This window comes from Pseudazoarcus sp. NS34 (genome assembly GCF_059703725.1).
This window is the reverse complement of the sequence record NZ_BAAKIZ010000001.1, coordinates 1,064,104-1,086,042: the sequence shown is the minus strand read 5'-3', so window position 1 is coordinate 1,086,042 and position 21,939 is coordinate 1,064,104. Positions and strand designations below refer to the sequence as shown.

Below are 21,939 nucleotides of genomic sequence, written 5' to 3'. Positions count from 1 at the left end.
GGCGGGGTTTGGTGCGTGGAGGATGTCTGTTTCACGTGAAACCAATAAATTGGGGTTCAGCCGTAGATCAAATCAAAAGCCATCTTGGCAATCAACACGACCACAACCAGCAGGAATATTCGACGCACGAAGCCCGCACCATGACGTAACGCCAAACGGGACCCTACGACCGCGCCGCCTAGATTGCAAATAGCCATCACCAGCCCAGCCTGCCACAGCAAATCAACACTGCTCGCGAAAAACGAAAGGGCTGCGAAGTTCGTCGCCACATTAAGTATCTTGGCCGTCGCCGATGCGTGCAGGAAGTCGAGCGCGACAAAACGAACCAGCAGAAAGATGAAGAAACTTCCGGTTCCGGGCCCAAAGAAGCCATCGTAGAACCCGACACCCATAGCGATCGCAACAGTGATGAATACATCGCGGCGCTCAATGGCGGTCTTGTTCTGCGCAGTGCCAAAGTCCTTTCGTGCAAAGGTGTAAGCCGCGACGAGGATCAGCAACAGCAGCACCAACAGCCGCATAAGCTCGACAGGCATCCAGGCAACGGCACGCGCCCCAAACCACGCCCCGACCAACGCAGCGGCCGCACCGGGTAATGCAATGCGCCAAGGAATGCTGACGCGGCGCGAGTACTGAACTGCTGCGCAGCTGGTGCCCACGATGCTGGCGATCTTGTTTGTGCCAAACAGGCTTGCAGGGCTGGCTGATGGAAACGCGGTGAATAGCGCAGGTATCTGGATAAGCCCACCTCCTCCCACCACAGCGTCGACGAAGCCCGCCATGAACGCCGCCACCGCGATCAGCACCAGTACGTTTTCAAGATCCACGACTCACCGCCGATGTTTCACGTGAAACCGCTTCATTTACCAATGCAGAACCGCGAAAAAATCACGCCGAGCAAATCATCCGGGGTGAACTCACCGGTGATTTCCCCGAGTGCCTCGTGTCCGAGACGTAGCTCCTCAGCAAACAACTCCAGCACTGCCGCCTGATGACGCGCAGTTTCGACGTGACTCGCAGCGCGACGCAGAGCATCGATATGGCGCTCACGTGCGATGAACACATCTTCGCCCGACGATTGCCATCCGGCGATCGACAGCAACTCAGACCGGAACAACTCGACGCCGTCGCCGCTGCGCGCGGACAGCCAGATCGTCGATATGCCGTCCACCGACTGTCTCCGCGGATCCTGGCCTGACAGATCGATCTTGTTGATAACCCGCAACCGTGGCACTGACGCGGGTATGCGCGTATCTGCCTCGGCGCTGTTAGCCTCATCGTCACTGTCGCTCAGCAGCACAAGCACGTCCGCATTAGCGATCTCCTGCCAGCTGCGCGCGACGCCAATGCGCTCGACCGGGTCATCCGTGTCGCGCAAACCGGCCGTGTCGATGATATGCAGCGGTACGCCTTCAACCTGAATGGTCTCGCGCAAGACATCACGGGTCGTACCTGCCACATCGGTGACGATAGCTCGGTCATCCCCGGCCAGCGCGTTGAGCAGACTCGATTTTCCGACGTTGGGCCTGCCCGCCAGCACAACACGCAAGCCATCGCGTAACAACGCACCCTGACGGGCAGTGCGCAGCACACGCTCTAGATGTTCGGCGATCGATTCGAGGCGTTCGAAGGCACGCGCGCGTTCGAGAAAATCGATCTCTTCTTCGGGGAAATCGAGCGTGGCTTCGACGAGCATACGGAGATCGATCAGTTCGTCTCGCAAGGCCTCGATGCGGCGGGAGAACTCCCCCCCGAGCGAGCGCACTGCAGAGCGCGCAGCCTGCTCCGTCGACGCCTCGATCAGGTCCGCCACCGCTTCGGCTTGGGCCAGGTCCATACGGCCGTTGAGGAAGGCCCGTCGCGAGAACTCACCTGGCTCAGCCAGCCGGGCGCCAAGCTCGACACAGCGGGAAAGCAGCATGCGCATGACCACCGGCCCCCCGTGGCCCTGCAACTCGAGCACGTCTTCGCCGGTGAAGGAATGCGGTGCCGGGAAATACAGCAACAAGCCCTCATCGAGCACTGCGCCGTCTCTGGCAAGAAAGCGCGTAAAGCGCGCACGGCGTGGCTCAGGCACGATGCCGCAAAGCGATTCAGCGAAAGGAAGCAGATTACGACCGGATAGCCGCACTACGCCGATGCCACCACGGCCGGCGGCCGTGGCGATGGCGGCGATGGTTTCAACGCCGTCGCGGGAAGGTTCGTTTACGTAGGGCGTATCCGTCACCATCCCGCTCCGTCAGACGACGCGCCAGGCGCGCCGCTCACAATCAGACCGGCTTTTCGGCCTTCTTCTGCGATTCGATCATGCGCGTGATCTGCCATTGCTGCGCGATCGACAGGACGTTGTTGACCACCCAGTACAGCACCAGGCCCGACGGGAACCACAGGAACATGATGGTGAAGACGAACGGCAACGCCATCATCACCTTGGCCTGGATCGGATCCGGCGGTGCCGGGTTCAGCCTCATCTGGATGAACATCGAAGCGCCCATCAGCACCGGCAGGATGTAGTACGGATCCATTGCCGACAGGTCGGTGATCCAGCCCAGCCACGGCGCATGGCGCATCTCGACGCTGCCGAGCAGCACCCAGTAAAGCGCGATAAACACCGGAATCTGAACCAGGATCGGCAGGCAGCCGCCCAAGGGGTTGATCTTCTCGGTGCGGTACATCTGCATGACTTCCTGCTGCATGCGCGGCTTGTCGTGCCCGTACAGCTCCTTGATCTTCTGCATGCGCGGAGCCAGCACGCGCATCTTGGCCATCGACTTGTAGCTGGTCGCCGACAGCGGGAAGAACACCGCCTTGATCAGCACCGTGACCAGGATGATTGCCCAGCCCCAGTTACCGGTCAGATCGTGAAACCACGACAGCACCCAGAACAGCGGCGCTGCGATCACCGTCAGCCAGCCGTAGTCCACCACGAGCCCGAGGCCTTCGGCGATCGCGTCGAGATGATCCTGCTCCTGCGGGCCAGCGTAAAGGCGGGTCCCGACACTGGCGGTCTCCTGCGGCGCAATCGCTGCCACCGGCATGATCACGCCGGCCGTGTACTGGTCCGGACCGATCTTGCGCATGTAGTTTTCACGCTGCGCACCATCGAGCGGCAGCCAGGCGGCCACGAAGTAATGCTGCACCATGGCCAACCAGCCATTGCTCGCACGCGGCACGAACTTGGCCTTGCCTTCGTCGATTTCCTCGAACTGGACCTTCTGGAACTTCGCCTCTTCCGTGTACACCGCCGGGCCCGTAAAGGTGTTCACACCAAACACCTCGACCGCCTCGGCTTCACGGCCGTCACGCGCGAACTGGAAGTACGCGTGCGCCGACAAGGGACGATCACTGCGGTTGGCCAGCTCGTACTCCATGTCGATGACATAGCTTCCGCGCCGGAAGGTCAGCACCTTTGTGACTTCGACGCCCTGCGCATCGAGTGCTTTCAGACGCAGCACGAGGCTGTCCTGGCCCTCTTCGAGGATCTGGTCACTGTCGGGCAGGGCGTACATCGTGCGGTGGTTGGGCAGGCCCTCACCAATCAAGCCGCCCTGGGCCGAGTAGGTATGCCGCATGCCGTCGTCGAAGAGTACGAAGTTGCGCGTCTTGTCTTCGGTAGCCGCGTGGCGCTTGAGCTCCATGCGCACGATCTGGCCGCCTTGCGCCGAAATCTCGGCCTTGACCATATCGGTCTCGACCGTGATACGACGCTGACCAGCCGATGCCGGTGCTGCGGTCGCCTCGGGTACGGCTGCCGGGTCTACGCCTTGGGCGAGATCAGCGGTGGGCGTCGGAACCGCGCCGTTGTCCGAAGCGGCGGGGGTACCCGGTGCGGTCTGCTGGGCGACCGTTGCCGGCACAGCGTCGCGACGCTGATCCGACGTCCACGCGTCCCACAGCATGACAAGGGCAAAGGAGAGAACAAGAAAGGCTATGAGGCGGCGCTGATCCATCGGATTTAGTCTTGGCTGTGCGAAGGTTTGGAGACGGGATCATACCCGCCCGAATGGAAGGGGTGGCATCGACCGAGCCTTCGCACGGTCATCCACGTGCCACGCAGGGCGCCATGAGTCTCTATGGCTTCGCGGGCATATTCGGAGCAGGTCGGGTAAAAACGGCAATTGCTCCCGAGCAGCGGGCTGATGCAATAGCGGTACGCAGCAATGAGGCCGATCAGCAACCGGGTCATCATTTTGGCAGGCGTTCCAGCAAACGGACCACATCTTCGTTGATCATGCTGCGCGTAGCCCCCCCAACGGGGGCCGACAAGCGCATCACGATATCAACCGCCGGCAGCGTCGCGCGCCGCTTGCGGAACTGCTCCCGCACGATGCGCTTGACGAGGTTACGCACATTGGCGCGCTTCGCCAGCCGTTTCGCCACAACAACGCCCACACGGGCGTGCGGCAGGTCACTGGGCCGATAGTGCAGCATCAGGTAGCGCCCCTTGAGCGCTCGCCGAAAAGCAAAAACGGATGAATACTCATCCGTTTTTCGCAATCTGCAGACGCCGGGGAAACCTTGTCCGGCGTCTGGTGTGTCAATCACCTCAGACGGCGAGACGGTGACGACCCTTGGCGCGGCGGGCACGGATCACCGCGCGGCCACCACGGGTCTTCATGCGGACCAGAAAGCCATGGGTGCGCTTGCGACGGACGACGGAAGGCTGGTAAGTGCGTTTCATTTTGGTTCTGCCGGGTTTGGGTCAAACGCGGTATTTGATTCGATAGGACCATGTTTGTCAAGCACATTTTTTGGCCCGTGCTGTGGATAAGTCAGGCGCTGCGGGGGTAGAATCCGGGGGTCGTACCCTGTTGCCGCGCCGGCCCCATGCAATTGTCTTGCCGGCCTCATCCGCATCGGGGTTTTTCCAGCATGCCTGGCGTGTAGTGGCAAATCCGATGGCAGCCTAATGGCCCCGCCATCCGCCCGCGCTTTGCATGGAACCGCGAGCTCACATCGACAAATCCGTGACCCAAGATTTCTGGTCCTTCTGCCTGTCCCGCCTCGAGAGCGAACTGCCACCGCAGCAGTTCAGCACGTGGATCAAGGCGCTCAAGGCAGACGGTGACCATACCACCGACACACCCTCGCTGCGTCTGTTCGCGCCCAACCGCTTCGTGTTGCAGTGGGTTCGCGAGCGCTACCTGCGCCGCATCGGTGAGCTCGGCGAGGAGTTTCACGGCGAGCCGATCGATCTGCAGCTGGTTCTTCCGAACGTTACCAACGGCGCCGCATCCACCACGCCTGTCCGGAATGCACAGGCTCCCGTTGTGGCACCGGAGCCGGCAGCAGCCGCGCCCGCAAGCGAGGCGCCGCGTCGCCGCGTGGCCGAATCCGGCTACGACAAGACGCGCCTGAACGGCGACTTCAGCTTCGACAACCTCGTCACCGGCCGCGCCAACGACCTGGCCCGCGCCGCTGCCATGCAGGTCGCGGAGAACCCGGGCACCGGCTACAACCCGCTGTTCATCTACGGTGGCGTCGGCCTCGGCAAGACCCACCTGGTGCACGCCATCGGCAACTCGGTGTATCGCAACAATCCGTCTGCGGTGATCCGCTACGTGCACGCCGAGGACTACTACGCCGACGTGGTGCGCGCCTACCAGCAGCAGAGCTTCGAGCAGTTCAAGCTGTATTACCGCTCGCTCGACCTGCTGATCATCGACGACATCCAGTTCTTCAACCGCAAGACGCGCACGCAGGAAGAGTTCTTCCACGCCTTCAATGCGCTGACCGAGGCCAAGAAGCAGATCGTCATTACCTGCGACACCTACCCCAAGGACATCCAGGGGCTGGAAGATCGCCTGATCTCGCGCTTTGACTGGGGTCTGACGGTGCAGATCGAGCCGCCCGAGCTGGAAATGCGCGTCGCCATCCTGAAGAAGAAAGCCGAAGGCCTGCGCGCGCAGATCTGCGACGACGTGGCCTTCCTGATTGCCAAGAACCTGCGCTCCAACGTGCGTGAGCTCGAAGGCGCGCTGAACAAGGTCGTCGCCTACGCCAACTTCCAGAACCAGCCGATCACGCTGGAGCTGGCCAAGGCCGCGCTGAAAGACCTGCTCAACGCGCACAACCGCCAGCTCACCATCGAGCACATCCAGAAGACGGTTTCCGACTTCTACAAGATCAAGGTCGCCGACATGCACTCGCGCAAGCGCACCCGCGTCATTGCGCGGCCGCGTCAGGTGGCGATGTGGCTGGCCAAAGAGCTCACCCCGATGTCGCTGCCGGCGATCGGCGAGGCCTTCGGCGGGCGCGATCACACAACCGTGTTACATGCCTGTCGCACAATCACCGAGCTGCGCCTTGGCGACCCCCAGTTGAATCACGACGTACACGTTCTGACCCAGGTCCTTCGGGGATGAGCGCAACAACCGCCCGCACCCGGCCTGCGGTCGGCATTACCAACAACAAAGACGGACGAATCTGACGCCATGCATCTGCTCACCACTACCCGCGACGCGCTCCTCGCCCCGCTCCAGTCGGTGTCGAACATTGTCGAGAAGCGCCACACTCTGCCCATCCTTTCGAACGTGCTGATCGAGAAGCGCGGTGAGCAGCTGACCATGCTCGCCACCGACATCGAGATCCAGATTCGCACCACCACTGCCGGCGATCTGGGCGGCGAAGACGCCAACCTCACCGTTTCGGCGCGCAAGCTGCAGGACATCCTGCGCGCGCTGCCCGACGGCTCCGACGTCAATCTCACGCTCGACGACAAGCGCCTGACCGTGAAGGCCGGCAAGAGCCGCTTCGCGCTGCAGACCCTGCCCGCGGCCGACTACCCGCGCATGAATCCGCCGGAAGAGGGCGGCGCGCGCTTCTCGGTGTCGCAGAAGGCCTTCAAGCGCCAGCTCGCGCAAGTGGCCTACTCGATGGCCCAGCAGGACATCCGCTACTACCTCAACGGCCTGCTGCTGATCGTCGACGGCAACGAATTGCGCATGGTCGCCACCGACGGCCACCGCCTGGCGTTCGCTTCCAGCCCCATCGAATCGTCGATCGAGCGCACCGAAGTCATCCTGCCGCGCAAAACCGTCACCGAGCTCGCACGCCAGCTGGCCGACACCGACGACCTGCTCGAAGTCGTCCTCGCCGGTAACCAGGCCCAGTTCCGCTTCGGCCCGACCGAGCTGGTGTCCAAGCTGATTGACGGCAAGTTCCCCGACTACGAGCGCGTGATCCCGCAGAACCACCCCAAGCTGGTGATCTTCGAGCGCGCCCCGCTGCTTGCCGCGCTGCAACGCGTGGCCATTCTCACCAACGAGAAATTCCGCGGCGTGCGTCTGGTGATCGATGATGGCGTGCTGCGCATCAGCAGCTCCAACACCGAGCAGGAAGAGGCCGTCGAAGAAGTCGAGATCGACTTCCATGGCGAAGGCGCCGATATCGGCTTCAACGTCAGCTACCTGCTCGACGTGCTCGGCAATGTTTCGCACGACACCATCGAGTGGCGTTTCAACGACGGCAACTCCAGCGCGCTGCTGACGCTGCCCGGCGACGACAGCTTCAAGTACGTCGTGATGCCGATGCGCATTTGATACGGTTCCTCCCCCTCAAGGGGAGGCCAGGTAGGGATGGGTTGTGAAGCATTTTCGGTCTCACCCATCCTCACCCCGACCCTCCCCTTGAAGGGGAGGGAGTCATACCGCTCTTTACGAATTACCCGGGAAAACCATGTCCGAATTCCAGAATCGCCCGATCAACGAAGACTACGACGAATCCAGCATCCAGCAGCTCGAAGGCCTGGAAGCCGTGCGCAAGCGCCCCGGCATGTACATCGGGGACACCTCCGACGGCACCGGTCTGCACCACATGGTGTTCGAAGTGGTCGACAACGCCATCGACGAGGCGCTGGCCGGACATTGCGACGACATCGTCGTCACCATCCACGCCGACAACTCCATCTCCGTCACCGATAACGGCCGCGGCATCCCGGTCGGCGTCAAGATGGACGACAAGCACGAGCCCAAGCGCTCGGCGGCCGAAATCGTCATGTGCGTGCTGCACGCCGGCGGCAAGTTCAACCAGAACAGCTACAAGGTCTCGGGCGGCCTGCACGGCGTCGGCGTGTCGTGCGTCAACGCGCTGTCCAAGTGGCTGCGCCTGTCCATCCGTCGCGACGGCAAGAAGCACCTCATCGAGTTCAACCGTGGCGCGCCGCAGGATCGCGTGATCGAGGTCGTCAATGGCGTCGAGATCAGCCCGATGCGCGTGGTCGGTGAAACCACCAAGCGCGGCACCGAAGTGCACTTCCTCGCCGACGAGGAGATCTTCGGCGACATCGAGTTCCACTACGACATCCTCGCCAAGCGCCTGCGCGAACTGTCCTTCCTGAACAACGGCGTGGCCATCCGCCTGGTCGACCAGCGCCACAACAAGGAAGAGAACTTCGCCTTCGCCGGCGGCGTAAAGGGCTTCGTCGAGTACATCAACCGGACCAAAAGCACCCTGCACCCGTCGATCTTCTACGCCGAGGGCTCGACGCGCATCCCGACCCCGACCGGTGACGCCGAACTCACCGTCGAAGTCGCCATGCAGTGGAACGACTCCTACGCCGAACAGGTGCTGTGCTTCACCAACAACATCCCGCAGGCCGACGGCGGCACCCACCTCACCGGTCTGCGCGCGGCGATGACGCGCATCATCAACAAGTACATCGAAGAAAACGAAATCGCCAAAAAGGCCAAGGTCGACATCACCGGCGACGACATGCGCGAAGGCCTGGCCTGCGTGCTGTCGGTCAAGATGCCCGACCCCAAGTTCGCCAGTCAGACCAAGATGAAGCTGGTGTCGTCCGAAGCCCGGCCGGCCGTCGAAGAAGTGGTGGCCAACAAGCTCGGCGAATTCCTGCTCGAGAACCCCAACGACGCCCGCACCATCTGCGGCAAGATCGTCGAGGCCGCGCGCGCCCGTGACGCCGCCCGCAAAGCGCGCGAGATGACCCGCCGCAAGGGCCTGCTCGACGGTGTCGGCCTGCCCGGCAAGCTTGCCGATTGTCAGGAAAAAGACCCGGCCCTGTCCGAAATCTACCTGGTCGAGGGTGACTCCGCCGGCGGCTCCGCCAAGCAGGGCCGCGACCGCAAATTCCAGGCCATCCTGCCGCTCAAGGGCAAGATCCTCAACGTCGAGAAGGCCCGCTTCGACAAGCTGCTGCAGAGTCAGGAAATCGCCACGCTGATCACCGCGCTCGGCACCGGCATCGGCAAGGACGACTACAAGCCCGAGAAGCTGCGCTACCACCGCATCATCATCATGACCGACGCCGACGTCGACGGCGCCCACATCCGCACCCTGCTGCTGACCTTCTTCTATCGTCAGATGCCCGAGCTGGTCGAGCGCGGCCACATCTACATCGCCCAGCCGCCGCTGTACAAGATCAAGCACGGCAAGGCCGAGCACTACATCAAGGACGACAACGAGCTCAACCAGCACCTGCTGCGTCTGGCGCTCGACAACGCCTCGCTGCTGCCGCGTACCGGCGCCGATCCCATCGCCGACGAAGCACTGGCCGGGCTGGCCCGCAGCTTCCTGCTCGCCGAGGCCGTCATCAACCGCCTCGCCGCCTACATCGATCCGGCCGTGCTGCACGCCATGCTCGCGCGCAACCTCGCCGTCAGCCTCGAGAGCGAAGAGGCCGCCCGCGCCTCGGCCGCGGCCATCCAGCCGCACGTCTCCGACGAGATCCGCATCCTCGCCGAATACGACGAAGAGTCCGAGAACTGGCGTTTGGCGATCGAGCGCATGTACCACGGCAACCGCCGCATCACCTCCATCGAGGAGAGCTTCCTCCTGTCGGGCGACTACCGCAGCATCCGCACCGCCGCCGAATCCATCGCCGACCTCATCGGCGCCGGCGCCGAAATCCGCCGTGGCGAAAAGAGCCAGCCGGTCACCCGCTTCGCCGATGCCATCCGCTGGCTGCTGGCCGAGGTCGAACGCAACCTCACCAAGCAGCGCTACAAGGGTCTGGGCGAGATGAACCCCGAGCAGCTCTGGGAAACCACCATGGATCCCGAAGTGCGCCGCCTGCTGCGCGTGCAGATCGACGACGTCATCGCCGCCGACGAAATCTTCACCACCCTCATGGGCGACAACGTCGAACCGCGCCGTGCCTTCATCGAGAGCAATGCGGTGTACGCGCAGAACATCGACGTCTGAAAACGACTGGGCACCACATCAAACCCGGCCACGGCCGGGTTTTTTTGTTTCAGCGTCCGTTCCGCAAGCACACGTCTTCCGGGCAAATTCCGCTCTGCCCTGCGCAAGCAGCTTTCAGGCAAGCAGCGCTGTCGCGTGGTGCAGAATGCATGTTCACCCGCCACAAGCCCGCCTTTCCCGGCTTGACGCGGAAACCTTCGCCGTATCCCGGAGCCATTTGTGTCCCGCCTTGATACAGACACCGTGACATCGCCTGCCGGCCTCTCCGAACACACCAAGGGCCTGCTCGCGGCAGGCGTCGTGGTGTTGTGCTGGTCGGGCTTCAACATCGTGTCGCGCGTTGGCTCCACCGGGGCGCTGACACCGTTTGACATCGCGGCGCTGCGCTTTGCCGTGTCGGGCCTGCTGGCGCTGCCGTTCTTTCTGCGCATGGTGCCGGTAGCGCTGTATCCGCGCTATTTCGTGCTGGCGATGCTGGCCGGGGTGGGCTACTCGGTGCTGGTGTACTGCGGGTTCTCGTATGCGCCGACGGCGCATGCCGGAGTCTTCGTCAATGGCGGAATTCCGTTCTGGACGGTGCTGATCGTCGCGGCGATGTCGGGCTTTCACGTGTCGCGGCCGATCCTGCTGGCGCTGGGGGTGACGGCGGCGGGGCTGTTGCTGATTGCCTGGCGCAGCCTGACCGAAGTCAGCGCATCCGACGTGTGGATCGGCGACCTGCTGTTCCTGAGCGGAGCGCTGGTGTGGGCGGTGTTCGGCATGCTCGCGCGACACTGGAAGGTGCCGCCGCGCAGCGCCATCGTCGGCATCGCGGTCATGTCGCTGGTGGTGTACATGCCGGTCTATCTGCTTTGGCTGCCAAAGAACATCGCGGCCGCACCGATGGGCGAGATCGCGCTGCAGGCGGTGTACCAGGGCGTGATCGCAGCGCTCATCGCCGGGTCGATGTACACCTATGCCTGCCAGACCATCGGCGTGTACCGTGCCTCGATGACGCTGGCCATCGTGCCAGGTGCGTCGGCCATCGGTGCGTGGCTGCTGCTCGATGAACCGCTGACGGTGATGGCCATTACCGGGCTGGCGCTGGTCTCGATCGGGGCGCTGCTGTCGGCACGGCGCTGAAGCGCCGTGCCGACCCCTCCTGCGTCAGGCGTTGTCTGGCCGTAACTGCGACGCCCCCCGCACGACCCGCCCTGCATCGGCCACATCAGCAACGATGGCGCCGACCATGTCCGCCGTGACTGCCGACAGCGTCCACCCCAGGTGGCCATGGCCAGTGTTGTAGAACACGTTGGCACGCCGGCCGCGACCGACGCGCGGCATCATGTCGGGCATCATCGGCCGCAACCCGGCCCACGGCACCACCTGCCGCGTACTCACGCCCGGGAAGCAACGGTTCACCCAGTCCACCAGCGGCCGGATGCGATCGGCGCGAATGTCCTTGTTGAAGCCATTGAACTCCGCCGTGCCGGCCACGCGGAAGCGCTCTTCACCCAGGCGACTGGTGACCAGCTTGGCGTCATCGTCGAGCAGGCTGACCCACGGCGCACAACGCTGGCTGCGCTCGTCGGTCAGATTCACCGTGATCGAGTAACCCTTCACCGGATAAACGTTCACGCGGTCACCCAGCTGGCGTGCGAACTCGCGACTCGCCACCCCCGCGCATACCACCACCGCATCGAAGGTCTGCACCTCCTCATCGCCCTCGAAGGCGGCAGTCACCGTGACACGGTTGCCGTCGCTGTGCAGCGCACGCACGTCACGGCCAAAGATGCTGCGCACGCCCATACGGTCTAGCGCCGCCGACAGACCCACCGTGAACTTGTGGATGTCGCCAGTGGAATCGCTCTCCGTGTAGAACCCGCCGTAATACTTGCCAGCCAGCGTCGGCTCGATGGCACGCATCTCCTCGGGCGTGACCGCGCGGCGCTCCAGCCCGCCCTCTGCCAACAGCCGCGTGACCTGCGCCGCGTGTTCAAAACCGGCGCGGTCGCGATACACATGCAGGATTCCGCGCTTCTCGCAATCAAACTCGATGCCCTCGGCCTCGGCCCAGGCGAAGAGATGCTCACGTGCGGCCACGGCCAGCCTCGCGGTCTCAATGGTGTTGTCGCGGTAACGCGGAATGCTCGCCATGAACTGCGCGAACCACGACAGCTTGTGCCAGGACGGCATCGGGCTCACCAGCAACGGCGCGTCCCGCCGCAGCATCCACTTGAGGCCCTTGAGCACGGTGCTCCAGTGCGTCCAGGTTTCAGCATTGGATGCGGAGAGCTGGCCGCCGTTGGCGAACGACGTCTCCATGGCGGGGTAGCGGTGCTTCTCGAACAGCGTGACGGAATAGCCTCTGCGGGCGAGTGCGTAAGCACTCGTCACCCCGGTGATGCCTCCACCGATGACAGCAATGGTCTTCATTGGAACGGTCTCCAGACGTCGGGGGTTGGGGTGCCTGCGCAACATGCGCTGAACACGCCCCCTCTGTCCGGTACCTGAGAGATTCACGCCGGCCTTGCAGGCGGCGCTTGCTCCTTCGGTGTGCCGGGTGACGAACCCGGCAGCTCTTCAGAGATGGATATCGGTCCGATCGGTCCTTTTGCCTGAGAGTTTCCGGGGCGGTTGCTCCTTCGGCGCCGCGCCTTGATGGCGACGGTCTCTCCCGATCGAATCCCGGCCAAGGCCGGCGATTACAGGAGCCACTTTAACCCTGCGGCCGGCACAACAAAAGCCGTACTGACCGCCAATTGCCTCGGCGGAGCGCTTCGATACCCCTGAACTCCGCCACCACAGCTGATCCGGCTTAATTTCCCTGTAACCCGGCAGTGCGAGATTCGTGACCAGACAAACAGGAAACGAGACAGGTCATGCAAAGCGTCTGCGCACATTGCTACCGTCGCCTGGAACGCCCGCGGCAGCATGCCGGAGCGATCCTGTGCGAGCACTGCGAACTCCGGTGGGCTCGCAGCGCTGCGAGCCTCCGGCCAGGCACGACACCACTCAGAAGCGGTACGCCACGCTGATCCTCAGCTCGCGGCCGGCTTCCTTCGAGCCGACGATGCCGGCGTAGCCCGGAATGCCCTGGAAGTCTTCGTTGGTGGCGTGGTCGAGGTAATCCTTGTCGAGCAGGTTCTTGATCGTCAGTGACAGGCTCAGATCGCGCAGATTGGCGGGGCTCCAGCGGGCATATACGTCATGTACCGCGTAGCCCGGCTTGTCGACCTTGCCGACGCTGGTGCGCAGGCCGTCCAGACCGCGCACGAAACGCCCCTGCCAGCCGAACTGCAAGCCCGCCATGGCCGTGTAGTCGGCATGCAGCGTCAGGCTGTCGCCGATGCTCGCGCCCAGACCATTGTGCTCATACACATTGAGACGCTCGCCGTTCAGGCGCGAATCGTTGTGGTGCAAGCTGGCGCCTATGGCCAGCTGCGTCCAGGTGTAGGCGGCGTTGAGCACAATGCCGCGTGAGCGCACGTCGCCGACATTGACGTAGAGCGAGGGGCTGCCGATGGGGTCGGAGATCGCGTCGGCAATGACGGTTCGATAGACCTTGGCGCCCATGCTCAAGCGACCGCGTTGGAAGTCCAGCCCGATCTCGGTGCTGCGCGCCTTTTCGGAGTCGAGATCCGGATCATTGGTGGCCCCGTCGAGCTTGAACGCATCGCGGATCTCGACGCCACGCAACGCGCGGGTGTGGCCTGCATACAGGGTGAGTTCGGGCGTGGCCGCAAAGCTCAGATTGACGTTGGGGCTGAAGCCGCTGTCGGAGAAGTTCTGGTCCGACGCATCGTCCAGCTTGTAACGGTCGTAGCGCACGCCCAGCCCGAGATTCAAGCGCGAGCTGAGGTCGATGCTGTCCTGCACGTACAGGCCGGTGACCGTGCCTTTCTCCTTCATCTCGGACGGATCGCTGCCCGGGCCGGCGGTAACGCGGTCACGCCGGTGGTCGATGCCGTAGGTCAGGTGGTGAGCGCCGATGCGGCTGGTGTTGCGCACGTCGAAACCGACCGATTTGACCGCGCCGTTGTAGAGACCCCAACGGTCAAAGACGTCCTGCTCAAGCGAGATATCGGTGTGGTACAGCGTGGCTTCGAGGTCCACCAGATCGTTGTCGACCGGGCGCCACGTGTAATTGGCCGTCCAAGTTTCACGCACGCTCTCCAGCGGGTAGGCGCGGTTGAAACTGCTCGGCACCCATTGCGGGCGATGCGTGCGCACGCCGCGGTCGTCACGTCGCTCGTAGCTCACGCGCAGCGTCTGGTCATCAGTGAGCTGGCCGACCAGTTTCAGAAAGCCCAGATCCTGGCGCGCACGCGTGGTCGGCACAGTGTCACCGTCACCATCCTTGTAGTCGTTGCGGTCCTGATGGGTGGCCGAGACCATTGCCGACCAGCGCTCACCGAGCCGGCCGAACACGTTCGAACTGAGTTTGAAGCCCTCGCCATTGCTGAAGTACGTGGCCTTGAGCAGCGCGCCGACGCGCTCATCGGGGCGCAGCATGTCGAGCGGGTCCTTGGTCACGAAACGCACCACGCCGCCCAGCGCCCCCGGCCCGGCCAGCGCATCGCCGGCGCCGGACTGCACCGCCACGCGCTTGATCAGCTCGGGCTCGATGCTGATGCGGCCAGTGTGGTGAAACACCTGACCGGCCTGCATGGCGCCGTCGATGCTGACGTTGAATAGTGTGTCCTCGACGCCGCGCACGTACACCTTCTGCGCAATGCCGTGCCCGCCACCGACCGACACTTCCGGCTGACCGGAGAACACGTCTTCCAGATCGGTTGCCTGATAGCGCTCGATCTCCTCGGCCTGAACCACGCCGACAACGTTGCGTCCGCTCTCGGCAACGACTTCCACCGGTGCAAGCTGAACCGGATCCTCGCTAGTTTCGGCCGCCAGGGCCAACGACACCGGACTGAGTCCGGCCAGCGCCAGCGCGACGACCAGCGGACGGGGGGAGAACATTGCGTGCATGGGTTCCTCAGCGTTGCGGTAACAATTTGAGAAAGATTCTCATTACCCGAACGGTCGGGAACGAGCACTTTTACATCTGTTACGCCACAGCGGAGGAACCGGAGCCCAGGCGGATCGTCATTCGCAGCCCGCCTTCAGGCCGGTTTGCTGCGACGATGCTGCCGCCCGTCGCCCACACCTGGCGGCGCGCCAGAGCCAGCCCCAGGCCGAAGCCGGAACGCTCCGCGCCAGCTGGGTCCGGCACGCGGAAGAAGGGCTCGAAAATGCGCTCCAGCAACGCGGCCGGCACGCCCGGCCCTTCGTCCTCGACGACGATGCAGAAGCCGTCACCAGGTTCTTCGACCCGCACACTCACGCACCCTCCCACCGGCGTGTGGGCCAGCGCATTGCGGATGATGTTCTCCAGCGCCTGGGCCAGCGAGCGATGGCTGGAGCCCTGCACCATCGCCTCATCCGGCAGGTCGGCCTCCACGCGGCGGTCGGGATACTCGAAACGCGCATCCTCGATCAGGCTGTCGAGCAAGGTGGTCAGATCCACTGGCTCGTCGCGCAGCTCCGGCGTCTCGTTCTCCAGCCAGCTCAGCGTCAGCGCATCCTCGACCAGACGCCGCATGGCCGAACAATCATCCCGGATGCGCCCCAGCAGCACGTCCTCACCCTGGCGCTGCGCCGCCAGTTCAGCCGCCATCTCGATGCGCGTCAGCGGCGTACGCAACTCGTGCGATAGATCGGCCAGACGCTGGCGCTGCGACGCGATCAAGTGCCCGGTGCGCGTGGCCATGTCATCGAAGGCGTGCGCCACACGAGAGAGTTCGTCACGCCCGGCACCATCGGATGCGCGCACGTCGTAGTGCCCTGCGCTGAAGGCATGCGCCGCCCGTTCGAGGCGGTCGAGCGGGCGCATCAGGTGGCGGTAGAGCCAGATGCACACCGCCAGCAGCAACAATGACGGCAGCACCAGATGCAGCATCAGCCGCAACGCGGTCCAACCCGCACCGGGCCGCATGCGCGCAGGCAGCTGGATCAGAAAACGCGTGTGACCATCCGAGAACGCAACTTCCATGATCGGGTTCTCGGCGAAGTAGAGATGGATCTTCCACGACACATCGCGCCCCAGCACGAAGCCGCGGTCGAAGCGGTCCGTCAGCACGCTGCCGCCCAGCGGATGGGCCTCGGCACGCACCACTGCCGCCCAGACCTGCTCGCGCGCCTGCAGCTCGTCCAGCCAGCGCGCCAACGCCGCCTCGTCACCCGCCGCATGCAAGGCCTCGGCCTGTGCGCCGTATTGCAGCAAGGTGCGCTGGTGTTCCGGCGCAATGTGGCTCATCACCTCTTCGGTGTGCGTGGCCACGTGCGTGATGCCCCAGAACAGCGCCACCGTGCCGACCGCCACCGTCGCCCACAGGCGCCAGAACAGAGGCCGCTTCATTCGAAGACGTAGCCGCGGCCGTGCACGGTCACGAGCCGGTCGATGCGCATACCGGCCTCGGTGAGCCGGCGCCGGATGCGGCTTACGTGCATGTCGAGGCTGCGGTCGTAACGGCTGAAATCGCGTTCGAGCACCGCGCGGTACAGATATGGCTTGGTCAGCGCTTCACCGCGATGCGCCACCAGATGCCACAACAGCCGGAACTGCAATGGCGTGAGCTGGACGTTACGGCCGCTCACGCTGACCCGCTGGGCAGCGCGTTCCAGCTTGAGATCCTCAAGCTGCAGCATGGCCGGCTGCGTTACCGACGCGACGCTGGACTGAGTGCGGCGCAACACCGCGTCGATGCGCAACTGCAGTTCCGTCAGGTTGAAGGGCTTGGACAGATAGTCGTCGGCACCATGGCGCAGACCGCGAATGCGCTCCTCCTCGGCCCCGCAGGCCGTCAGCATGATTACCGGCGTCTGGCGGCGCAGACGCAGGCGGCGCAGCACGTCGAAACCGCTGGTGTCCGGCAGGCGCACATCCAGCAACACCAGCGCAAAGTCTTCCTCCAGCGCGCGCTGCAGCCCCGTCTCGCCGCAGCTCGCGGTCTCGGTGCACAGGCCGTGCCGACGCAACAGACTGCGCAACTGTTCGAGCAGGGTCAGATCGTCTTCGACGATCAGGATGCGGGGTGAGCGGGGCGGCACGCGAGCGACTCGAGTCGGATGGAAAGAGCCGCCATGATAACGCGAACCGTTCTCATTCAATAAGCGTCTGATGCGTTAAGCCAACAGTCGGCGGCACAGCGCGAACCGTCTCTCTGCTGGTTGTTATAATCATTCGCGATCGCGAATCATTATTATTCGCTTGTTTATTCATAAGACATGTTCCCGGAGGTTGTCTTGTCGCGTCGTCGCCCGCTCCCGTTTCACCGTCTTCGCCCGAGCGTGCTCGCCATCGCGCTCGCCTTCAGCCCCGCAGTGCTCGCGCAGTCACCGGAAGAAGCTGCCAACGAGACGCTGACCGTGCTCGCCCCCGTTGAGGTCAATGCCAGCGCCGACGCCTCGGCCGAAGGCCTGACGCCCGCCTACGCCGGCGGACAGGTGGCTCGCGGCGGACGCGTCGGCCTGCTCGGCAACCGCGACACCATGGAAACGCCGTTCAACGCCAACGCCTACACCAGCGAACTGATCCAGGACCAGCAAGCCAAGAACGTCTCCGACGTGATGCAGAACGACGCCTCGGTGCGCACCGCCCGCGGTTTCGGCAACTTCCAGGAGCTGTACGTCATCCGCGGCTTCCCGGTGTACTCCGACGACATGTCCTACAACGGCCTGTACGGGCTGCTGCCGCGCCAGTACGTGGCCGCCGAACTGCTCGAACGCGTTGAAGTGCTGCGCGGTGCGAACTCCTTCATCAATGGTGCCGCACCCAGCGGCAGCGGCATTGGCGGATCCGTCAACCTGCTGCCCAAACGCGCGCCCAATGAGCCGCTGACGCGTCTTACCACCGGCATCGAAAGCGGTGGTCAGGCCTATGTCGCAGCCGATGTCGCCCGACGCTTCGGCCCTGATCAGGCCAACGGCATCCGCATCAACGTCGCGCGTCGCGACGGCGACACCACCATCGACGGCGAGAGCCGCCGCCTCGACGTGGTCGCCATCGGCCTCGATCACCGCGGCGCCAACTACCGTCTGTCGGCCGACATCGGCTATCAGGACCACGACATCGACGAACCGCGCCCGAGCGTGACGCCGACCGGCCGTGCCCCCAAAGCCCCGGACGCCGACGACAACTTCGCCCAACCGTGGACCTACTCGAAGGAGCGGCAGGTCTTTGCGACCTTCCGCGGCGAACTCGATCTGAACGAAGACGTCACCGCATGGGCAGCAGCCGGCATGCGCCGTGGCGACGAGAAGAACAGGCTGTCAAACCCGAGATCTGCACCCGATGGCGGCACCACAGCCAACCGTTTCGACAACGTGCGCGAGGATGAGGTAAGCACCGGCGAAGTCGGGCTGCGTGGCCGTCTGACCACCGGCAGCGTCTCGCATGAACTAGTAGCCTCGGCCAACGTGTACCGCATGACCTCGCGCAACGCTTTTGGCAGCTCGGCCACGGGAGGCGTCATCAGCGATCTGTACGATCCAATCAATGTCGTTTCGCCCCCGGCGATCACCTCCACCACCGGTGGTTCGATGTCCTCGCCCCACGTGACGGGGCGCACCAACACCCGCAGCTTCGCTGTGGCCGACACCCTCGGTTTCATGGACGACCGTCTGCTTGTCACGCTCGGCGCACGCCACCAAACGCTGGTTGCGCGCGGCTATGACTACACCACCGGATCGAGAACGTCCAAGTACGACGAGTCCGAAGTCACCCCGATGGCTGCAGTGCTCTACAAGCTCAACCCGCAGGTGTCGCTGTATGCGAACTACGCCGAAGCGCTGGTGAAAGGCGATACCGCCCCCGCCGGAACCGTCGGCGATCCGATCAACAACACCGGCGAGATGCTCGCCCCCTACGTATCCGTACAGAAGGAAATCGGCGCCAAGTACGACGGAGGCCGCGTCGGCGGCAGCCTCGCATGGTTCACCACCGATAAACCGTTCTCCACCGTTGAAAACGAACTCTTCATAGAAGGCGGTGAGCAGCGTAACCGTGGTCTTGAACTAACCGTCTACGGCCAGGCGACCGAGCGCCTGCGCGTGCTCGGCGGCATCACGCTGCTCGACGCCAAGCTGCGCAAGACCGAAGGCGGTGCGCAGGACGGCAACGACGCCATCGGCGTGCCCGAGCGCCAGATCAACGTCGGTCTGGAATGGGATGTACCGGGCGTCGCCGGCCTGACGCTGACCGGACGCGCGATCCACACCTCGAGCCAGTACATCGACAACGACAACAACAACCGCATCCCGTCGTGGACACGTTTCGATCTGGGCGCCCGCTACATCACCGACATCGGCGGTCAGGTCATGACCCTGAGAGCGCGCATCGACAACGTCACCAACCGCGACTACTGGGCCTCGGCCGGTGGTTACCCGAACCGCAACTACCTGGTCCTCGGCGCGCCGCGCACTTTCACCGTCACCGCGAGCTTCGATTTCTGATGAGCCCCGCTTCACTGCGTCGCTGGAGCTGGGTGCACAAGTGGTCGAGCCTGGTTTGCACGCTGTTCATGCTGATGCTGTGCATCACCGGCCTGCCGCTGATCTTCTCGCACGAGATCGATCACCTCACCGGCAACGAAGTCGAGATGCCGCAGCTGCCGGCCGGCATGCCGCACGTGTCGCTCGACCGCATCGTCGCCGCGGCCGAGGGGCATCATCCGGCGCTGGTGCCGCTGTATCTGTTCGCCGGCGACGACGAACCCGACCTGTGGCTGGCCAAGATGGACACGCGCGTGGATACCGACGAGCGCCTGGCGGAGTTTGCCTACGTCGATGCACGCAACGGCGACATCCTCGGCGAGCCCAACTTCGGCGAAGGCTTCATGAGCGTGATGTACCGCCTGCATGTCGACCTCTACGCCGGTCTGCCGGGCAAGCTCTTCCTCGGCACCATGGGCATGCTGCTGCTGGTCGCGCTGGTCTCGGGTGTGGTGCTCTACGCCCCCTTCATGCGCAAGCTCGACTTCGGCACGGTTCGGCGCCAGCGCAGCCAGACGCGCTGGCTGGATCTGCACAACCTGATCGGCATCGTGACGCTGGTATGGGCGCTGGTGGTCGGCTTCACGGGGGTCGTAAACACCTGGGCGGACCTGATCCTGCAAGCCTGGCAGCGAGACCAGGTGGCCGTGCTGCAATCGGGCGGGGCTCAGACGCTGCTGGCGGCCGACGCACATCTCGCCGCGCCGGCAGACGGTAGCCTGCAGACCGCAGTAGATCGCGTGCTGGCCGCCGCTCCGGGCATGAAGGCCGACATGATTGCCTTCCCCGGCACGTTGCGTGCAACGCCTGATCACTTCGCGGTGATGCTGCGAGGCGATACGCCGCTGACCTCGCGCATGACCCGCGCCCTGCTGGTCGATCCGGACAACGGCGAGGTGCTCGAAGCGGCCGGACGGCCGTGGTACGTCACCGCCTTCATGCTGTCCGAGCCGCTGCATTTCGGCGATTACGGCGGAATGCCGCTGAAGATCCTATGGGGACTGCTCGACCTGCTGACCATCATCGTGCTCGGCAGCGGGCTCTACCTGTGGTGGAAGAAACGCGCGGCCGCCGGCGCCTCGTTGCCCATCGCCAACGGGGCACGCACATGAAAAGTCTTTGGGTATGGCCCGTCGTCATCGGCGTGCTGTCGGCAGTCGGACTGGTCGCCGGGCTGGTTTCGGACGGCGTCGGCGACGCCGCGGCCTGGCTCGGCCTCGGCGTGCCGGTCGCCATTACCGCGTGGTTCGGGCTGCGCGGCTGATCAGTTGGCGTAGTCGCGCTTGAGCTCGGCGAGGCGCTGTTCAATGCGCGGCGCCAGCGCCAGATAGCAATCGCCTAGTACGCGCTGCCTGCGGTCGTCACCCCATTCCATGCTGCCGCCCGCGATCACGTTGGCCGCATACACCACTTCCTGAAGATTGCGCGGCGTATCCAGCAGGGGTTCGCGCGGCTGGTCGTGATCACGCACGGATTCAACGATGTAGTCCGGCAATTGCAACGCGTGCAGCAGCGACTCGCCGATGCTCTCGTGCCATTGCGCGATAAGGTGCCGCACCGTATCCGGTCGCTCGCGCAGTTCTTCGTACTGAACGGAGCGATAGAGCATGTAGAAGGCGCCCAGGTCATGCACCAGCCCGGCGAACATCGCTTCTTCAGCGTTGATGCGCGGCGCAAGTTCGCGCGCGATGACATCTGCCGCCGCAGCGGCATGCAGTGAATGCAGCCACAGCTGGCGCGAGAACTCCTTGAAATCGACCAGATCCTTTGCCCGCACCAGCTGGCTCACGGCAATCGCCAGCGCGGCATTGCGTACCGCATTGATGCCCAGACGCTTGATCGCGGCGCCAATGTCGGTCACCGGCGGGTTGCCGCCTTGTGCGGCGGAATTGGCCTGATGGATCAAGCGGGCACAGATCAGCGGTTCGGCGCGAATCAGCGCGACGATGCGCTTGACCGACACTTCGGGGTCACGCAAGGCGTCACGCATCCGGATGACGATGTCGAACGAAGTCGGGAACACGATCTCTCCGCCCGACATCTCGTCGGCGATGTCCTCGAGCATCTTGAGTCGCTGCAGCTTGAGCGCCTCGCCCTTCTTGTCCGGGTGACTGGCCGTACTCATCTTCGCTTCCGTTGGATAAATGGAGCCCACATTCTATGCGACCTGCCGCCAGCCTGCCGTGACGCTCCGGCCCCGGCCCGACCGATCAGCCAGATGCTTGATCGACATCGGCCACTGTCGCA

General features: G+C 64.0%; 18 protein-coding genes and 1 riboswitch. Of the genes, 7 read left to right on the top strand and 11 right to left on the bottom strand.

Features of this window, described 5'->3' with window-relative positions; all coding sequences use genetic code 11:
- Positions 1-56: 56 nt before the first annotated feature.
- From AC6H0N_RS05235 to rpmH, 6 genes are read right to left on the bottom strand one after another with little or no spacing between them, the layout of a single operon-like run.
- Positions 57-827, bottom strand: coding sequence for a sulfite exporter TauE/SafE family protein (locus AC6H0N_RS05235; RefSeq protein WP_497573005.1), 771 nt, complete (start codon positions 825-827; stop codon positions 57-59).
- Between the two features lie 32 nt (positions 828-859).
- Positions 860-2,230, bottom strand: a complete 1,371-nt coding sequence (gene mnmE, locus AC6H0N_RS05230) for a tRNA uridine-5-carboxymethylaminomethyl(34) synthesis GTPase MnmE (RefSeq protein WP_497573004.1) — start codon at positions 2,228-2,230, stop codon at positions 860-862.
- Between the two features lie 40 nt (positions 2,231-2,270).
- Positions 2,271-3,950 (bottom strand): membrane protein insertase YidC, encoded by a 1,680-nt coding sequence (gene yidC, locus AC6H0N_RS05225; protein ID WP_497573003.1) that lies wholly within the window; start codon positions 3,948-3,950, stop codon positions 2,271-2,273.
- A 5-nt stretch (positions 3,951-3,955) separates the two neighbouring features.
- A complete protein-coding gene (gene yidD, locus AC6H0N_RS05220) occupies positions 3,956-4,186 on the bottom strand; it encodes a membrane protein insertion efficiency factor YidD (protein WP_497573246.1) in 231 nt (76 codons plus the stop codon).
- The gene (gene rnpA / locus AC6H0N_RS05215; protein WP_497573002.1) at positions 4,186-4,545 is read right to left on the bottom strand and encodes a ribonuclease P protein component; all 360 of its coding nucleotides are present in this window, start codon (positions 4,543-4,545) and stop codon (positions 4,186-4,188) included. The genes yidD and rnpA overlap by 1 nt, the downstream gene beginning before the upstream one ends.
- Position 4,546: 1 nt before the next feature.
- Complete coding sequence (gene rpmH / locus AC6H0N_RS05210; RefSeq protein ID WP_002926183.1) at positions 4,547-4,681, bottom strand: 50S ribosomal protein L34; 135 nt, start codon at positions 4,679-4,681, stop codon at positions 4,547-4,549.
- 286 nt (positions 4,682-4,967) lie between these two features.
- Here rpmH and dnaA point away from each other — a divergent pair, with 286 nt between their 5' ends.
- From dnaA to AC6H0N_RS05190, 4 genes are all read left to right on the top strand, one after another.
- Positions 4,968-6,365 carry a chromosomal replication initiator protein DnaA gene (dnaA, locus tag AC6H0N_RS05205; RefSeq protein ID WP_497573001.1) on the top strand — a complete coding sequence of 466 codons (1,398 nt, stop codon included), beginning with the start codon at positions 4,968-4,970 and terminating at the stop codon, positions 6,363-6,365.
- 69 nt (positions 6,366-6,434) lie between these two features.
- Complete coding sequence (gene dnaN / locus AC6H0N_RS05200; RefSeq protein WP_497573000.1) at positions 6,435-7,541, top strand: DNA polymerase III subunit beta; 1,107 nt, start codon at positions 6,435-6,437, stop codon at positions 7,539-7,541.
- 136 nt (positions 7,542-7,677) lie between these two features.
- Complete coding sequence (gene gyrB, locus AC6H0N_RS05195) at positions 7,678-10,161, top strand: DNA topoisomerase (ATP-hydrolyzing) subunit B (RefSeq protein ID WP_497572999.1); 2,484 nt, start codon at positions 7,678-7,680, stop codon at positions 10,159-10,161.
- A gap of 243 nt (positions 10,162-10,404) precedes the next feature.
- A complete protein-coding gene (locus tag AC6H0N_RS05190) occupies positions 10,405-11,283 on the top strand; it encodes a DMT family transporter (RefSeq protein ID WP_497572998.1) in 879 nt (292 codons plus the stop codon).
- A 24-nt stretch (positions 11,284-11,307) separates the two neighbouring features.
- Here the strand turns inward: AC6H0N_RS05190 and AC6H0N_RS05185 are convergent, their stop codons facing one another.
- The 4 genes from AC6H0N_RS05185 to AC6H0N_RS05170 form a co-directional block, all read right to left on the bottom strand.
- On the bottom strand, positions 11,308-12,576 hold the full coding sequence (locus AC6H0N_RS05185; protein WP_497572997.1) for a D-amino acid dehydrogenase: 1,269 nt from the start codon (positions 12,574-12,576) through the stop codon (positions 11,308-11,310).
- A gap of 160 nt (positions 12,577-12,736) precedes the next feature.
- Positions 12,737-12,830, bottom strand: a riboswitch (glycine riboswitch).
- A 325-nt stretch (positions 12,831-13,155) separates the two neighbouring features.
- Positions 13,156-15,120: a TonB-dependent receptor domain-containing protein gene (locus tag AC6H0N_RS05180; RefSeq protein WP_497572996.1), complete on the bottom strand. Its 1,965-nt coding sequence runs from the start codon at positions 15,118-15,120 to the stop codon at positions 13,156-13,158.
- An 88-nt stretch (positions 15,121-15,208) separates the two neighbouring features.
- Entirely contained in the window at positions 15,209-16,558 is a 1,350-nt protein-coding gene (locus AC6H0N_RS05175; protein ID WP_497572995.1) for a sensor histidine kinase, read from the bottom strand.
- Positions 16,555-17,250 carry a response regulator transcription factor gene (locus AC6H0N_RS05170; RefSeq protein WP_497572994.1) on the bottom strand — a complete coding sequence of 232 codons (696 nt, stop codon included), beginning with the start codon at positions 17,248-17,250 and terminating at the stop codon, positions 16,555-16,557. Before AC6H0N_RS05170 ends, AC6H0N_RS05175 begins: the two co-directional genes overlap by 4 nt.
- Positions 17,251-17,445: 195 nt before the next feature.
- Here AC6H0N_RS05170 and AC6H0N_RS05165 point away from each other — a divergent pair, with 195 nt between their 5' ends.
- From AC6H0N_RS05165 to AC6H0N_RS05155, 3 genes are read left to right on the top strand one after another with little or no spacing between them, the layout of a single operon-like run.
- Entirely contained in the window at positions 17,446-19,653 is a 2,208-nt protein-coding gene (locus AC6H0N_RS05165) for a TonB-dependent receptor (protein WP_497572993.1), read from the top strand.
- Complete coding sequence (locus AC6H0N_RS05160) at positions 19,653-20,804, top strand: PepSY-associated TM helix domain-containing protein (protein WP_497572992.1); 1,152 nt, start codon at positions 19,653-19,655, stop codon at positions 20,802-20,804. Before AC6H0N_RS05165 ends, AC6H0N_RS05160 begins: the two co-directional genes overlap by 1 nt.
- Positions 20,801-20,956, top strand: a complete 156-nt coding sequence (locus AC6H0N_RS05155) for a hypothetical protein (RefSeq protein WP_497572991.1) — start codon at positions 20,801-20,803, stop codon at positions 20,954-20,956. Before AC6H0N_RS05160 ends, AC6H0N_RS05155 begins: the two co-directional genes overlap by 4 nt.
- Here AC6H0N_RS05155 and AC6H0N_RS05150 read toward each other — a convergent pair whose 3' ends face one another.
- Positions 20,957-21,817, bottom strand: a complete 861-nt coding sequence (locus AC6H0N_RS05150) for an HDOD domain-containing protein (protein ID WP_497572990.1) — start codon at positions 21,815-21,817, stop codon at positions 20,957-20,959. It abuts the gene before it with no gap.
- Positions 21,818-21,939: the final 122 nt, after the last annotated feature.

What these genes read in the sequence shown, in the direction of transcription:
- mnmE (WP_497573004.1), bottom strand. Translation starts at nt 2,230, where the DNA reads ATGGTGACGGATACGCCCTACGTAAACGAACCTTCCCGCGACGGCGTT.
- yidC (WP_497573003.1), bottom strand. Translation starts at nt 3,950, where the DNA reads ATGGATCAGCGCCGCCTCATAGCCTTTCTTGTTCTCTCCTTTGCCCTT.
- yidD (WP_497573246.1), bottom strand. Translation starts at nt 4,186, where the DNA reads ATGACCCGGTTGCTGATCGGCCTCATTGCTGCGTACCGCTATTGCATC.
- rpmH (WP_002926183.1), bottom strand. Translation starts at nt 4,681, where the DNA reads ATGAAACGCACTTACCAGCCTTCCGTCGTCCGTCGCAAGCGCACCCAT.
- dnaN (WP_497573000.1), top strand. Translation starts at nt 6,435, where the DNA reads ATGCATCTGCTCACCACTACCCGCGACGCGCTCCTCGCCCCGCTCCAG.
- gyrB (WP_497572999.1), top strand. Translation starts at nt 7,678, where the DNA reads ATGTCCGAATTCCAGAATCGCCCGATCAACGAAGACTACGACGAATCC.
- AC6H0N_RS05185 (WP_497572997.1), bottom strand. Translation starts at nt 12,576, where the DNA reads ATGAAGACCATTGCTGTCATCGGTGGAGGCATCACCGGGGTGACGAGT.
- AC6H0N_RS05180 (WP_497572996.1), bottom strand. Translation starts at nt 15,120, where the DNA reads ATGTTCTCCCCCCGTCCGCTGGTCGTCGCGCTGGCGCTGGCCGGACTC.
- AC6H0N_RS05175 (WP_497572995.1), bottom strand. Translation starts at nt 16,558, where the DNA reads ATGAAGCGGCCTCTGTTCTGGCGCCTGTGGGCGACGGTGGCGGTCGGC.
- AC6H0N_RS05160 (WP_497572992.1), top strand. Translation starts at nt 19,653, where the DNA reads ATGAGCCCCGCTTCACTGCGTCGCTGGAGCTGGGTGCACAAGTGGTCG.
- AC6H0N_RS05155 (WP_497572991.1), top strand. Translation starts at nt 20,801, where the DNA reads ATGAAAAGTCTTTGGGTATGGCCCGTCGTCATCGGCGTGCTGTCGGCA.
- AC6H0N_RS05150 (WP_497572990.1), bottom strand. Translation starts at nt 21,817, where the DNA reads ATGAGTACGGCCAGTCACCCGGACAAGAAGGGCGAGGCGCTCAAGCTG.